The 14,281-nt window shown below is 73.8% G+C and carries 8 protein-coding genes; 4 read left to right on the top strand and 4 right to left on the bottom strand.

Annotated elements, in window-relative coordinates:
* Nucleotides 1–208: 208 nt before the first annotated feature.
* The 3 genes from ACZ3KJ_RS25525 to ACZ3KJ_RS25515 form a co-directional block, all read right to left on the bottom strand.
* Nucleotides 209–1,096 (bottom strand): class I SAM-dependent methyltransferase, encoded by an 888-nt coding sequence (locus ACZ3KJ_RS25525; RefSeq protein ID WP_467530320.1) that lies wholly within the window; start codon nucleotides 1,094–1,096, stop codon nucleotides 209–211.
* 162 nt (nucleotides 1,097–1,258) lie between these two features.
* The gene (locus ACZ3KJ_RS25520; RefSeq protein WP_467530319.1) at nucleotides 1,259–2,488 is read right to left on the bottom strand and encodes a PP2C family protein-serine/threonine phosphatase; all 1,230 of its coding nucleotides are present in this window, start codon (nucleotides 2,486–2,488) and stop codon (nucleotides 1,259–1,261) included.
* 141 nt (nucleotides 2,489–2,629) lie between these two features.
* Entirely contained in the window at nucleotides 2,630–3,184 is a 555-nt protein-coding gene (locus ACZ3KJ_RS25515; RefSeq protein ID WP_467530317.1) for an NUDIX hydrolase, read from the bottom strand.
* A 367-nt stretch (nucleotides 3,185–3,551) separates the two neighbouring features.
* Here ACZ3KJ_RS25515 and ACZ3KJ_RS25510 point away from each other — a divergent pair, with 367 nt between their 5' ends.
* Together ACZ3KJ_RS25510 and ACZ3KJ_RS25505 are read left to right on the top strand one after the other, a co-directional pair.
* The gene (locus tag ACZ3KJ_RS25510; protein WP_467530316.1) at nucleotides 3,552–6,560 is read left to right on the top strand and encodes an NACHT domain-containing protein; all 3,009 of its coding nucleotides are present in this window, start codon (nucleotides 3,552–3,554) and stop codon (nucleotides 6,558–6,560) included.
* Between the two features lie 187 nt (nucleotides 6,561–6,747).
* The gene (locus ACZ3KJ_RS25505) at nucleotides 6,748–10,476 is read left to right on the top strand and encodes a S8 family serine peptidase (RefSeq protein WP_467530314.1); all 3,729 of its coding nucleotides are present in this window, start codon (nucleotides 6,748–6,750) and stop codon (nucleotides 10,474–10,476) included.
* Nucleotides 10,477–10,619: 143 nt separating this feature from the next.
* Here ACZ3KJ_RS25505 and ACZ3KJ_RS25500 read toward each other — a convergent pair whose 3' ends face one another.
* Nucleotides 10,620–11,015 carry a nitroreductase/quinone reductase family protein gene (locus ACZ3KJ_RS25500; RefSeq protein WP_467530313.1) on the bottom strand — a complete coding sequence of 132 codons (396 nt, stop codon included), beginning with the start codon at nucleotides 11,013–11,015 and terminating at the stop codon, nucleotides 10,620–10,622.
* 296 nt (nucleotides 11,016–11,311) lie between these two features.
* On the opposite strand from ACZ3KJ_RS25500, the gene ACZ3KJ_RS25495 reads away from it, so the two are divergent.
* Both ACZ3KJ_RS25495 and ACZ3KJ_RS25490 read left to right on the top strand, forming a co-directional pair.
* The gene (locus ACZ3KJ_RS25495) at nucleotides 11,312–12,586 is read left to right on the top strand and encodes an MFS transporter (RefSeq protein WP_467530596.1); all 1,275 of its coding nucleotides are present in this window, start codon (nucleotides 11,312–11,314) and stop codon (nucleotides 12,584–12,586) included.
* Between the two features lie 255 nt (nucleotides 12,587–12,841).
* On the top strand, nucleotides 12,842–14,026 hold the full coding sequence (locus ACZ3KJ_RS25490) for an IS701 family transposase (protein WP_467530311.1): 1,185 nt from the start codon (nucleotides 12,842–12,844) through the stop codon (nucleotides 14,024–14,026).
* Nucleotides 14,027–14,281 lie beyond the last annotated feature (255 nt).

The following is a 14,281-nucleotide window of genomic DNA, read 5'->3' as shown; positions in this document are numbered from 1 at the left end:
CGGTGCCCGGGCCGACCCGGTGTCCGGCCCGCCCGAAGTCCGACCGGCTCGGTGTCCGACCCGTCCGGTGTCCAGGCGAGCCTGGTGTCCGGCCCGCCCGAAGTCCGGCCGGCCCGGTGTCCGACCCGTCCGGTGTCCAGGCGGGCCTGGTGTCCGGCCGACCCGATGTCCGACCGGCCCGACTTCCGGCCGGCCCCGGCCGTCCCCGCTACCGGCTGCCCCTGCTTCCGGCCGTCCCCGCTACCGGCCTGCCCCGTCTCGGGCGGCCCCGGCCACCTCGGTGACGCTGCCCCCATGCCATCGCCATGCCCGGGCCGAGTTCGGCGAGTCGCGGTGAGTCCAGGTACGCCAGGGCCTCGTCGACGGCTTCGGCGTCGACGTGTCCGGTCGCCTCCAGCTCGGACCGCATCCGGCGCCAGGTCTGCGACCAGAAGCGGGCCAGGGGACTGCCCGCGACCAGGGGCGGGCAGACCAGTTCGGCCGCGACGTTCCGCAGGCCTTCCTCCCTCAGGAAGCGCGGGTACGCCGGCACGGAGGAGGTGTCGGTGCCGATCGTCGTCCTGAGCGCCTGCCACATGGCGTCCATGGTCCGCCGGTAGGCGGAGGAGGTGTCGAGCACGTCGGGCAGTTCCACGGCATCGCCGAGGACCAGCCAGCCACCGGGGTTCAGCCATCCGGCGAGCCGCGAGACCAGCCGGCGGCGCTCGGGCAGGTGCATCAGGACGAACCGGGCGTGGACCAGGTCGAAGCCGCCCGGCCGCAGGCTCTCGTCCGTCAGATCGGCGGTGAGCACCCGCAGTCGGGGGCTCGCGAGGGCGGCCAGCGCGCCGGTGTCCCGGTCCAGGGCGACCACCTCCCCCGCACCCGCCTCCTCCAGCAGCCAGCGCGCCACCGTCCCGGTCCCGGCGCCCACCTCCAGGCAGCGCCAGCCCGGTCCTGCGCCCAGCGCCCGCAGACGGCGTGTGGTGACGGGGTCGTAGACCAGCGCACCGGCGTCGATCCGCCCGGCCTCGTGCGGGTCCTGCGGTTCGAACAGGTCCCTCCCGTACCGGCCGGCGCCGGCCTGTGCCCCGCCCGGAACGTGCGAACCCGTCATGGCCGGACCTCCTGGATGCCTGCGTCCACGCTAGATCCGTCGCCGGGAGGCCGCGACCGGCGCCCGTGACGGGCACGGTGAGCGCCGGCCGGCGGCCGCGGCGGGTCCGCCGGCACCGGGCGGGCCGGCGCGGAGCGTGCGGTGCGCACCGGCGGACCGTCGTCACAGCCGGACGACCACCAGGGCGGTGTCGTCGGTGTTGCCGGACGGGGGGAGGAGGTCCGCCAGCAGGGCGTCGGCCATGGGTTCCGGGGCGGCGTCCCGGTGGCGGGTGAGGGAGTGGGCGAGACGGGCCAGACCGGCGTCGATGTCCTCGCTGCGGCGTTCGATCAGACCGTCCGTGTACAGGACCAGCGTGGCGCCGTCGGAGAAGCGGACGTCGGCCTGGGGGCGGGCCGCGTGCTCGGGGCGGGCGGCGAGCGGGGGGTCGGTGGCCCGGTCGAGGAAGGTGACCGTGCCGTCGGGGTCGAGCAGGGCGGGCGGCGGATGGCCGGCGCAGCTGTAGGTGATGGTGTGCCGGTCCCGGTCGACGAAGGTGGTCACGACGGTGGTCGCCTCGGCGCCCTCGACGGAGCCTGCGTACAGGCCGAGGGCCTCCAGGGCCTGGGCGGGGCCGTCGGTGACGCGGCAGGCGGCGCTCAGCGCGCTGCGCAGCTGGCCCATGACGCAGGCGGCGGCCAGGCCGTGGCCGACGACGTCGCCGACGGCGATCGCGAGGTTCCCGCCCGGCAGGTCGACCAGGTCGTACCAGTCACCGCAGACGTTCAGCGCGCCGACGGCGGGCCGGTAGCGCACGGCCGCGCCCCGCGGGCCGGCCGGGCCGGGGGCGGGCAGCATCGCCGCTTGCAGGGCCAGGGCGACCTCGCGTTCGCGGGCATGCGCCCGGCGCAGCCGCTCGTTGATCTCCTGGAGTTCCCGGGCGCGGGTGTACAGCTCGGCCTCCAGCACGCCGGTCCGGCCGTCACCGCCCCGGCCGCCGCGGGCGCGGATGAGTTCGGTGACCTCCTCCACCCGGTGCACGATGAGCGCGACCCGTCCGTCGGGGCCGAGGACGGGGGCGTTGATCGGGCTCCAGTAGTGCTCCTGCCAGCGGCCCGGCCGCATCGGGTCCTCGATGTCGTAGCGCAGCAGCGCCATGGTGTCGCGTTCGCCGGTGGCCACGACGCGCAGCATCGACTCCCGGGTCTCCCTCATGCCGGCCGCGGCCGGGTCGTGGGGGTTCTCGGGGAAGACGTCGAAGATGTAGCGGCCCAGCAGTTGTTCACGGCTCCGGCCGGCCAGCCGCAGGAAGTCGTCGTTGGCGTCGGCGTAGACCAGGTCGGGGGTGAGCAGCGCCACCATGCCGGGCAGGGCCTGGAAGACCGCCGCATAGTCGATCCGCGCTTCCCGCATGTCCTGCCTGCCTCGGCGTCCGGTCTCACGTGTGAGGTTCCACGATAGGAGCCGGCACGTCCGCACGCCGGACACGGCACCCGGACAGCCGTCCGCCGGCAGCGGGCGTGCGTGGTCCCGGCCGGACACCGTACCGGCTGCTCAGCCCCGCGGACGGCGGGAGGGACCGGAGGGCGGCTCGCGCGTGAGCCGGGCGAGGTGGGCGTCCAGGGGCTGGACCCGCGCCGGGAGGGCTTCCCGGAGGTCCCACCAGCGGACGGCCGCGATCTCCTCGGTGGCCCGGAAGTCCCGGGGGCGGGTGGTGCGTCCCGCGAACAGCGCCGCGTACTCGGCCCGCCGGTCGGGCGCGAGGACGAAGCCGGCGTAGCCGACGAACCGCAACGGCCCGTCCGGCTCCTGGCCGCTCTCCTCCAGCAGCTCGCGCAGGGCCGCCCGACGCGGTGTCTCGCCCTCCTCGACACGCCCGCCGGGCAGCTCCCAGCCCTGGCGGAACCGGTCGAAGACCATGAGGACGCGGTCGGCGTGCCAGAGGGCGACCAGCGCCGCCGGCAGCGGCGCGTCACCGGGCGGCGCGCCCTCGGCCCCGCGGAGGAACACGACGAGGGTGTTGCCGCGGTCGTCGACGGCGAGCGGAGGAACCGTGGGGTCGAGCACCTCGCCATGATGGCCGAACACCTCGCCACGACGGCCGAGCACCTCCCCATGATGGCCGAACACCTCGCCACAACGGCCGAGCACAACGCCACGACCGCCGAACACCTCGCCGTAACAACCATGTGCGGACGCCGGCGGAACGCGCCGGCAGTGCGCGCGTGCCCACCGCGCTTGCCCGTGTCCCATGCACGCAACGGGCGTACTCGGCTCCGCACGCCCCGTGAACGCTTCCGCACGCTCCCTCACACGTGGGTCGAACAGGGCGTTCGTTGCCGTGCCGGGCCGTTAGAACGGTCACTGAGGTACGGCGACACGGCGGCGCGCAACACGCTGCCACGGGGGCGGTCATATGCACGGCGGGCACGGCGGACGGCACAGTGCGCGCACGCGGAGGCGTCTGGGGTTCGCCGTGTGCGCGGCCGCGCTCGCGGCCCTGGCCGGCGTGCTGCGGTTCTGGTGGGACGACGCCGCCACCGCGGGGGTCCTGACCTCGGCGATCGGCGCGTTCGTGTCGGTGGCGGCGCTCGTGGCCGACGTGCTGCGCGGGGACGCCGACCCGCCCGTCCGCTCGCCCGAACGGGCCCGCCGCCGGGCCGCCGACGCCCTGGCCGAGGCGGTACGGGAGCAGTGGGCGGCCGAGGCGCGGCTGCGCCGGCTCCAGGACCCGGTGCCGCTCGACGTGCGGTGGGCGGCCGCGGACCGACGGCTCGCCGACCACCCGGAGAACGTCCGCGCGCCCCGGCTGCCCGCGCCGCGCGAGTGCGGGGACGCGGACGTGGACGTCGCCGGTTCGTTCGCCGCGCTGTCCGGCCGGCGCCTGGTGGTGCTCGGCGGTCCCGGGTCGGGCAAGAGCGTGCTCGCGGTGCGGTTCGTCCTCGACCGGCTGGCGGCGCGCCGGCCGGGCGGACCGGTGCCGGTGATCTTCCCGCTGGCCGGCTGGGACCCCCGGGGCAGCGGACTGCGCGACTGGCTGGCGCAGCGGCTCGCCGCCGACTACCGGCCGCTGGCCGGGCCGGCCGACGACCGGCGCACCCTGGCCCGCGCCCTGCTCGACGCGGGCCTCGTCCAGCCGGTCCTCGACGGCTTCGACGAACTGTCCCGGCACTCCTACGGGGAGGCCGTGCGGCGCATCAACGCCGAACTGGACGACGATCTGCCGCTGCTCCTCACCAGCCGCGGCGACGCCTGGGCGGCCGCGGTGGCCGAGGGCGACGTGCTCACCGCCGCCGAGGTGGTCCAGCTCCTCCCCCTGGGCCTCGGACAGGCGACGGCCCATCTGGAGCGGACCGCCCGTCCCCTGCACCCGGCGGACGGCGAGCCCGGCACGGTCTGGACGCCGGTCCTGCGGGACCTCGCGCGCCGGCCCGGGCACCCCCTGGCGCGGGTGCTCGCCACCCCGCTGATGGTGGCGCTGGCCCGCGCGGTCTACGGCGACACCTGCCGGGACCCCTCGGAGCTGCTCGACCCGGGGCGCTTCCCCACCGCCGACGCGATCGAGCGCCATCTGCTCGGCGCGTTCCTGCCCGCCGCGTTCGCGGACGCGGGACCGCGCGCGAGGTCGGAGGCGGTGCGCCGGCTCACCCTGCTGGCGGGCGAGCTGCACCGGCGTGGCACGACCCGGCTGGCGTGGTGGGAACTGGAGTCGCTGCTGCCGCGCGCCCTGCGGGTGTATGCGCCGGGGCTGCTGTCGATGGGGCTGCTGTCGGCGTTGGCCCTGCCCGTCGCCCTGGCCCGGGCCACCCGCGACCTGTCGGGCGTCGAGGACACCGTGTCGCTGGCCGCCGCGCTGGTGGGGCAGACACTGGGGTTCGCGTTCGGGGTGATGTTCCTGCTGCCGTCCGGCGGGGGCCGGCCGGCCCGGCGGTTCCTGGTCCGGCAGACGCTGGTGACGGCGTCGGTGAGCGCCTTGCTGTGGGCGGGCTTCGCGGCCGCCGACGACCTGCGGTTCGGGTTCCGGTTCGGCGGGGTGACCGACGGCTGGCTGCCCGACCTCCTCGGCGGCTGTCTGTTCTCGCTGCTGTTCACCCTGTTCTTCGGCATCGCGGGGCTGTCGCGGCGGCCGGTGCCGCTCGGGCTGCCCTGGAGCGGTGCGGCGGGGCGGGCGGCGGCCCGGGTGTGCGGGTCGGCCCTGCTGCTGGGCGGGACCGCGACGGCCGGCGCCGCGCTGCTCGGCCGGTCCGGCGGCCCCTGGGCCCTGCTGGTCGGCATCACGTGCGCGGGTGCGGGCGCGGTCCTGCTGGTGAGCGGTGGCCGCCGCGCCGGGGAGGAGGGCGGACGGCCGCCGTGGGCCGGGCGGGTCGCGGGCCGCTTCGCGGCGGGCGCGGTCCGGGGCACCGTCGCCGCCCTGCTGATCGGCGTCACCACCTGCACGGCGGCGGGGCTCACCGCGGCGGGCGTGACCCTGCTGAAGTCCGCCGGTCCGACCACCGTCCCCGCCGCCGGCGCCGACGGCTGGAGCTACGCCGAGCGGCACGGCGTCCGCACGGCGGCCACCCGGCGGCCGGTGCGGGGCACGGTGCTGTTTCCCGGCGGCGGGGCACGTCCGGTGGCCTATCCCGAGGGGACGAAGCCGCCGGACTGCGAGGTGCCGCTGCTGCGGAACCGCCGGTGCGTCGCGTTCGTGTCCCGCCACACGGTCTTCGCGTCCCGGGACGGCGCGGTCGCCGTACGTCTCACCCTGGCGGGCCCGCGCGTCGACGGGCCGGCGACGGCGGACACGCGGACGGGGGACCCGCGGACCGCCGGACGAACGACGACGGGCACACGGACGCCGGAGGGCGCCACGACGACGGTGGCCTACGCGGCCAACCTGCGGTCGGTGCTGCCGGAACGGGCCCGGGCCTGGCTCACCGCGGGCACGGCCACGGGTCTCCTCACGCGGTTCCTGCCGACCTTCGTGGCCGCCGGGGTGCTGGTCGGTGTGGTGGGCGGGTGCGTGTGCGGGGTCTACCGGGCCCTGAGCGTGCCCTCGGACGTCATGCGGGCCACGAGCCCCGGCTCCTCGCTGCGCACCGACCGGACGGCGTCGTCCACCCGGGGGGCGGTCGTCGCGCTGCTCGTGGCGTTCGTGTGCGTGCCGGTGCTGGCGCTGCCGGGTGACCGGGGCGGGCTGGTGCACATCGGCACCCAGTTGTGGCTGCCGCTGGGCGCGGCGGCGCTCGCGCTGAGCGCCTGGGGGCGCTTCACCGTCGCCCGGTTCTGGCTCGCGGCGACCGGGCGGATGCCGTGGCGGCTGATGGCGTTCCTGGAGGACGCCCACCGCCGCGGTGTGCTGCGGCAGTCCGGCGCGTCCTTCGAGTTCCGCCACGTACGGCTCCAGTCGCACCTCGCGGGCGAGGGGCGCGAGGCGAGTCCGGGCGCGCCGTCGTCGGCGCCGGGTGCCTCTCTGGACGGCGCGAGCAGCCAAGTCGGCACCTGACCGGACGCACACCCTCCTCTCACTCGACTCACCCTTGTTTCACAGCTGTTGCCAATGGGATGCCAATACCCGCAGCCCCTTCCCTAGATCGTCTTCGTCGGCATAGATTCCCGTCGGCCTGAACACCCATTCAAGTCGAGGGAATCCTTTGACACTTCATCCGTCCGGAAGAAGGCGCCGCCTGCTCGTGCTCGCGGCCGCCCTCCTGGTCACCGCGGCGACCCCGCACGTGGCCGCCTCCGCAGACACCTCGCCATCCCGTGGCACGGCCGGCACGGCACGCGCCGCTGACAACGTTGCCACCTCGGTCGTCACCCTGATCACCGGCGACAAGGTCACCATCGTCCCGGCCGCGGGCGGCGGCCCCGGCACCCTCACGGTGCAGGGGCCCGACGGTGAGCCCGCCGCGGCCCGTGTGCTGACCGTGGGGGGCGACACCTACGTCTATCCCGACTCGGCCCGCCCCTACATGGCGTCCGGCGCCCTGGACGACCAGTTGTTCAACGTCACCCGGCTCGTGGCCGACGGCTACGACGACGCCTCGCTCGCGCACCTGCCGCTCATCGTCACGTACGGCGGCAAGGACGCCTCCGCGTCCACCCTGCGCAAGCGCGCCGTCGCCCTGCCCGGCGACGTCACGGGCGTCCGCCCCCTCACGAGTGTCAACGGCGTGGCCCTCGCCACCGACCGCGAGGACACCGGCGCGCTGTGGACCGAGCTCACCGGAACGCCCTCCGGCACCGAGGTCACCGAGGACGTACCGGACGGGGACGCGGCCTTCGACGGCGGTGTCGCCAAGGTGTGGCTCGACGGCCGGGCCGAGGCCACCCTCAGCGACTCGGTCGCCCAGATCGGCGCGCCCGAGGTGTGGGAGGGCGGCGACACCGGCGAAGGCGTCGACGTGGCCGTCCTGGACACCGGCTACGACCAGGACCACCCCGACCTGAAGGACGCGGTCGAGGACAGCGACAGCTTCGTTCCCGGCGAGGACGTCACCGACCGCAACGGCCACGGCACGCACGTCGCCTCCACCATCGCGGGCAGCGGCGCCGCCTCCGACGGCAAGGAGAAGGGCGTGGCCCCCGGCGTCGACCTGCACGTCGGCAAGGTCCTGTCCGACGAGGGGTACGGCTACGACTCCTGGATCCTCGCCGGCATGGAGTGGGCGGCCCGCGACGTCCACGCCCGGGTCATCAGCATGAGCCTGGGCAGCGGGGTGAACGCCGACGGCGAGACCGTCCTCGCCCGGGCGGTGGACGAGCTCAGCGCCGAGACCGGCGCCCTGTTCACCATCGCCGCCGGCAACGACGGCCCCGGCGACCGGACCGTCCGATCGCCCGGCACCGCGGACGCGGCGCTGACCGTCGGCGCGGTCGACTCCTCCGACGCCCTCGCCGACTTCTCCAGCCGCGGCCCCCGCTACGGCGACGACGCCCTCAAGCCCGAGATCACCGCGCCCGGCGTCGGCGTCCTGGCCGCGCGCTCGCAGTACTTCAGCGAGGGCTCCGGCTCCTACATTAGCCTCAGCGGCACCTCCATGGCGACCCCGCACGTGGCCGGCGTGGCGGCGCTCGTCGCCGCCGCCCACCCCGACTGGACCGGCAGCCGTATCAAGGACGCCCTGGTCAGCACCGTGAAGGCCACGCCGGACATCCCGGCGGACGACGGCGGCAACGGCCGGGTGGACGCCGCGGCGGCCGCGACGGCCTCCCTCACCGCCACCGGCACGGTGGACGCCGGCATCCACTCCCCCGGCGAGGCCGGGGGCACCGTGGAGAAGACGGCGACCTGGACCAACACCGGCGACCGGGCCGTCACCGTCGACCTCGCCGTGGACGCGCCCGGCGTGCCCGCCGGCGTCTTCACCGTGTCCGAGGACCGTCTGGAGGTCCCCGCGCACGGCACCGCGAGCGTCACCGTCACCACCGACCCGGACAAGGCGGGCGCACTCCAGCGCCGGACGGGCCGGCTGACGGCGTCCGCCGACGGCACCGTGCTCACCCGGACCCTGCTCGGCGTCAGCACCCGGCAGCAGCTCTTCCACGTCCGCAGCACGGTCACCGGCCGCTCCGGCGAGCCCACCTACGGCTCCCTCACCTTCTACCGCAAGGGCGACGAGTACGCCGGCACCTACATCTTCGGGGACGGCCTGTCCGACGAGATGCTGCCGCCCGGCCGCTACACCGTCTACGCGGACTTCCGGGTGGAGGGCGACCACGGCGCGGCCTCGGCCGGTTACGCGCGCCTGGTCCTGCCGCAGGTGGAGATCACCGGCACCACCGACCTGGTGTTCGACGGCACGACGCTGCGGGAGATCTCCGCGGTCACTCCGCAGAAGACCGAGAACTTCTCCCGGCGCCTGGACTACTACCGCGCGTTCGACGACGGCTCCTCGGTCGTCGACAGCACCCTGATCGGGGACGGCTGGGACAGCATGTGGACGGCGCCGGCGAAGAAGCCCGGCGACGGCGAGCAGTACCTGACCGCCCGCTGGCGCAACCAGGAGCCGCTGCTGACGGTGACCTCCGGCGGGCAGGAGTTCGACGACCTGTGGATCATGCCCGGCTCGGCGAAGCTCCCCGAGGACGACTACGACCTCGACCTGATCCACCCCGGTGACGGCCTCGCGGAGGACTACGAGGGCGTCGACGCCGCCGGCAAGGCCGCCGTCGTGCCCTGGGACTCCGACGACGAGGACACCGCGGACGACCAGATCAGGGCCGCGCAGAAGGCCGGCGTGAAGCTGCTGCTGTTCGTCAACGACCTGGACGGGCGGCTGCGCGAGGCGATCATCAAGTCGTCCATCGAGGTGGCGGGCCTGTCCCGCACCGAGGGCGAGAAGCTCCTCGCCCGCGTGGACGCGAGCGCCACCGGCAGCGTGCCCCTGCGGGCCGTGTCCCGGCCCGACACCGACTACCTGTACGACCTGGTCCGCACCTGGAAGGACCGCATACCGGCGGACCTCGTCTACGCGCCCGGCACCCGGCAACTGGCCCGCGTGGAGACCTCGTTCCGCAACCCCACCGGCCGCGAGGTCTACGAGAACCGCTACGACGTCCACCCCTGGACCGCCTACCGGGTCGGCACCAACCGGCTCAGCACGGCCGGCGCGCACCGCACCGACTACGTCAGCACCGACGACTCCTTCACCTGGACCGAGGAGGGCGAGCTCCAGTCCCTGTCCTACAGCGCCTCCGGAGCCGTCAGGTACCCGGCCGGCCGGACCACGGACGTGGAGTGGTTCGGGCCCGTGGTGCGGCCCCGCCTCAACGGCGGTGCGGCGGCGCCCGTGCGGACCGGTGACGAGATCGCCGTGACCCTGCCGTCGTGGGGCGACTCCGGCGGCGACCACGTCAACTACGCGGCGTTCGGCAGCACGTCCACCACCCAGAAGACCTCGCTGTACCGGGACGGCTCCCTGGTCGCCGAGGGCGGCGCCGGGGTGACCGCGGCCGTGCCCGCGAAGAAGGGCGCCTACCGCCTGGTGCACGAGGCGACCCGTACCGCCACGGCCGCCTTCCCCTACTCGACCGCCACCCGCACCGAGTGGACCTTCACCTCGGCGACGCCCCGCACCGCGGACGCCGGCGAGCAACTCCCGCTCGTGCAGGTCGACTACACCCTGCCGACGTCCGCCGACGGCGAGGCGGCCGCGGACGCGGCGCTGCTCGTCACGCCGGTGCACCTGGAGGGCGGCCCGGACGCGGCGCTGCGCACCCGCCAGGTGGAGCTGTCCTACAACGACGGTGCCACCTGGACGACGGCACGCCTCACGGGCAGGGGCGACGGCAGGGTGAGCGTGCGCCTGCACGCCCCCGCCTCGGCCCAGTTCCTCACCCTGCGCGTGCACGCCGGTGACAGTCGCGGCAACACCGTGACGCAGACCGTCGTACGCGCTACGGGAATCGCCGGATGATCCTGGTGGCGTGACGGCAGCCGCCCGGCGGTCCCTCGACGGCCGCCGGGCGGCTGCCCGACGGAACCCGGCAGCCCACGCCCGCGCGGGTCGCCACGCCCGCGCGGGCCGGCACAACCGCCCGGCCACCGGCGCTTCGCACGTCAGCCGGTCAGGTCCACCCGGACCGTGAGCAGCCCCGTCCCCAGCGCCCGTACCGCCGCGCTGTTGAACCGGGGCAGGGTGCGCAGACGGGCGACCGGGTCGTCGTCGGGCATCAGGTACGCCGTGCCGGTGTGCCAGCGCCCGCGGATGCGCACGCGTACCCGTGGATCGGCCGCGATGTTGCGGACGTACTGCGAGCGCTCCCCGAACTCCGACACCAGCCAGAAGGAGTCGCCGACGCGCCGGCCGCCCAGCGGCGTGCGGCGGGGCAGGCCGGAGACGCGGCCGGTGGTCTCCAGGACCGTGTGGAACGGCATGCGGCGCGTGAGCGGGTTGGCGACGTACCGCTGGAAGGCGGTGGTCGCGCGGAAGCGGAGGTCGTCGGGGCGGGGCATCGTCCGTGGGCTCCTTCACTCGGGGCACTGGTGGCTCCATGGTCCCCGACGGGCGCCTGGGCTCCTGGGCGCCTGGGCTCCGAAAGTCTTAAGCGGACGTTAGATCTGGCCACACCCCCCTGGCTGTCCCCCCGGTGATCGGTCACGCTGCTGCGACCTGCGGTGATGCGGGATCGCCGCGGAAACGCCCTCGCACAGACACCTCGGACAGACAGGAGACACCCGTGTCCACGACGGATGCACGGGCCGCCGCGCGCAGCCCATGGAAGGCGATCATCGGCGGCTCGGTCGGCAACATGATCGAGTGGTACGACTGGTTCGTCTACTCCACCTTCTCCGTCTATTTCGCCTCGGCCTTCTTCCCCGACGGCGACGCCACGTCCCAGCTCCTGCACACCGCGGGCATCTTCGCGGTCGGCTTCTTCATGCGGCCCGTCGGCGGCTGGCTGCTGGGCCGGCTCGGCGACCGCAAGGGCCGCAAGACCGCCCTCAACGTCACCGTCATGCTGATGTCGCTCAGCGCGTTCCTCATCGCCGCCGCGCCCACCCACGCGCAGGTCGGCTACTGGGGGGCGGTCGTGCTGCTGCTGGCGCGCATGTTGCAGGGCATGTCGGTGGGAGGCGAGTACGCGGCCAGTGCGACGTACCTGAGCGAGGCGGCGCCGCCCGGCCGGCGCGGCTTCTTCTGCAGCTTCCAGATGGTGTCGATGAAGGTCGGCCAGCTGATCGGGCTCAGCCTCCAGATCCTGCTCCAGCGGACCATGTCGGAGGAGACGCTGTCCTCCTGGGGCTGGCGCGTCCCGTTCATCGTCGGTGCCCTGGGGTGCGCGGTCGTGTTCTACCTGCGCCGCAGTCTGGTCGAGACCGAGGCGTACGAGAAGGCCGTCGAGGAGGCGGCGCGGGAGAAGGAGCGCGGCACCCTGCGCGGCCTGTGGCAGTACCGGCGCACCGTGGCCCTCGTCGTCGGCTTCAGCATGGGCGGCACGCTGGCCGACTACACGTACTCGACGTACATGACCAAGTACCTGTCCAACACCGCCGGGCTGAGCAAGACCGACGCCACGCTCGTCAGTTTCGTCGCGATCCTGGTCTTCATCTGCGTGCAGCCCCTGGCCGGCGCGCTGTCGGACCGGATCGGCCGCCGCCCGCTGCTGATCACCTTCGGTGTCGGCGCGATGCTGTTCACCGTCCCGCTGATGACGGCGCTGGGGCACGTCTCGACGTTCGGCAGCGCGCTGCTGCTGATGGTGGCGGGGCTGCTGATCATCACCGGCTACACCTCGATGAGCGCCCTGGTGAAGACCGAGCTGTTCCCCGCCCGCATCCGCGCGCTGGGCGTCGCCCTGCCCTACGCCCTCGCCAACGCCCTGTTCGGCGGCACCGCGGAGTACGTGGCGCTGTGGTTCAAGGACGCCGGGATGGAGTCGGGCTTCTCCTGGTACGTGACGGCGTGCGCGGCGGTCTCGCTGGTCGTGTACCTCACCATGCGGGAGACGAAGGACGTGTCGTTCACCGGGGCCGGCTCCGGGACCGGGCGGCCCGCACCCCGGACGGCCGAGGTCACGGCCTAGGGCCTGTTGTGAAAGTCCCGTCGTCCGCCCGGAGGGCGGGCCTGGCGGCGTCAGGTGCGTGCTCTGGGGGTCCCCCCGGCCGAAGGCTGGGGGAGTGCCGGCCCCTGGCCCTCGTACTGGATGTACTTGGGTCAGGGGTCGGTGCGGCGAGAGTGCGTGCATGGCGTCGCCAGGCAGGCGGGACTTTCACAACAGGCCCTAGTACTGCAACGGTGCTTGCCGTGACTGTTGGCCAGCTTGTTCGTTGGTGTAGTCATGGGTGGGGACCTTGCTGATGTCAGGCTGTGGGCGGGTGAACTGAACGCTTTGCATGAGCGGTTCGTGCACCGGTTCAACCGGGAGGAGCCGCGGCAATCTGCTCTGGCGTACATGCGAGGGCTGATCGCGCCGCTGGAGCGGAAGAACGGCTGGACGCTTGCGGAAGAGGCCGGGCATGCGGGTCCCGACCGCATCCAGCGGCTGCTGAACCGGATCGAGTGGGACGCCGACGAGGTCCTGGACGACGTGCGCGACTACATCGTGGAACACCTCGGAGACCCAGATGCCGTCCTGATTGTCGATGACACCGGGTTCCTGAAGAAGGGCATCCGCTCGGCCGGCGTCCAGCGGCAGTACTCCGGCACCGCCGGACGCACCGAGAACAGCCAGATCGGCGTGTTCCTCGCCTACGCCACCAGCCGCGGACGCACCCTGATCGACCGCAGGTTGTATCTGCCCACCTCCTGGACGGACGACCGGGACCGCTGCCGTCGGGCGGGCATCGACGACACGGTCGGCTTCGCCACGAAGGTGGCCATGGCCAAAGCGATGGTCCGCCGGGCCATCGCCGAGAAGATCCCGTTCGGCTGGGTGACAGCGGACGCCGCCTACGGCTTCAGCAAGGGCTGGCGCTACGAACTCGAGCAGGCGGACGTCTTCCACGTCATGGCCACCACCCGGCACGACACCGTCGTCACCCGATGGGCACTCGACCACCCCGTCCACGACCTGTTTCCCGGCCTGCCGAGGCAGAAGTGGAAACGCCGTTCCTGCGGTGAAGGGGCCCACGGCCGGCGGATCTACGACTGGGCCCGTGTCGAAGTGCGGCCCTGGCACCGCGAGGACCGCCGGCACTGGGTTCTCGCCCGCCGCAGCGTCAGCAGGCCCGAGGAGATCTCCTACTACATCGCCTACTGCCCCGCCGGCACCACGCTGGACGAGCTGATCCGCATCGCGGGCAGCCGCTGGGCGGTCGAGGAATGCTTCCAGACCGCCAAGCAGGAATGCGGCCTGGACGACTACCAGGTCCGCCGCTATCCCGGCTGGCACCGCCACATGACCCTGGCCATGGCCGCCCACGCCTGCCTGACCGTCCTGCGGGCCCGACAGCTGGACGCGGACAAAGCAGAAACGGATCCTCCCAGCTCATCCACCTCAGCCTCGCCGAGATCAGACGCCTGATCACCCGACTCACCGACCGCCGGCCCGCACCCGTCGACCACATCCTGCACTGGTCGACATGGCGACGACGACGCCAGCACCAAGCCCGCATCAGTCACTACAAGCGACGCGGACACAGTCCCTGAACTGGTCAGCAATCATCACAAGCACCGTTGCAGTACTAGGAGTTGTCTTCGAATGTCACGCCCACATCAGGAGCGATGCGAGGGTGACGGCTGCCTGGTAGGACTCGGCGGTCTTGTCGTAGCGGGTGGC

Source organism: Streptomyces sp. NPDC003248 (assembly GCF_055563235.1).
This window is presented reverse-complemented; position numbering and strand designations above follow the sequence as displayed.

Excerpts from the sequence above, each read along its gene's own strand:
- ACZ3KJ_RS25500 (WP_467530313.1), bottom strand. The coding sequence starts at position 11,015 with ATGCCCCGCCCCGACGACCTCCGCTTCCGCGCGACCACCGCCTTCCAG.
- ACZ3KJ_RS25490 (WP_467530311.1), top strand. The coding sequence starts at position 12,842 with ATGGGTGGGGACCTTGCTGATGTCAGGCTGTGGGCGGGTGAACTGAAC.
- ACZ3KJ_RS25525 (WP_467530320.1), bottom strand. The coding sequence starts at position 1,096 with ATGACGGGTTCGCACGTTCCGGGCGGGGCACAGGCCGGCGCCGGCCGG.
- ACZ3KJ_RS25520 (WP_467530319.1), bottom strand. The coding sequence starts at position 2,488 with ATGCGGGAAGCGCGGATCGACTATGCGGCGGTCTTCCAGGCCCTGCCC.
- ACZ3KJ_RS25495 (WP_467530596.1), top strand. The coding sequence starts at position 11,312 with ATGATCGAGTGGTACGACTGGTTCGTCTACTCCACCTTCTCCGTCTAT.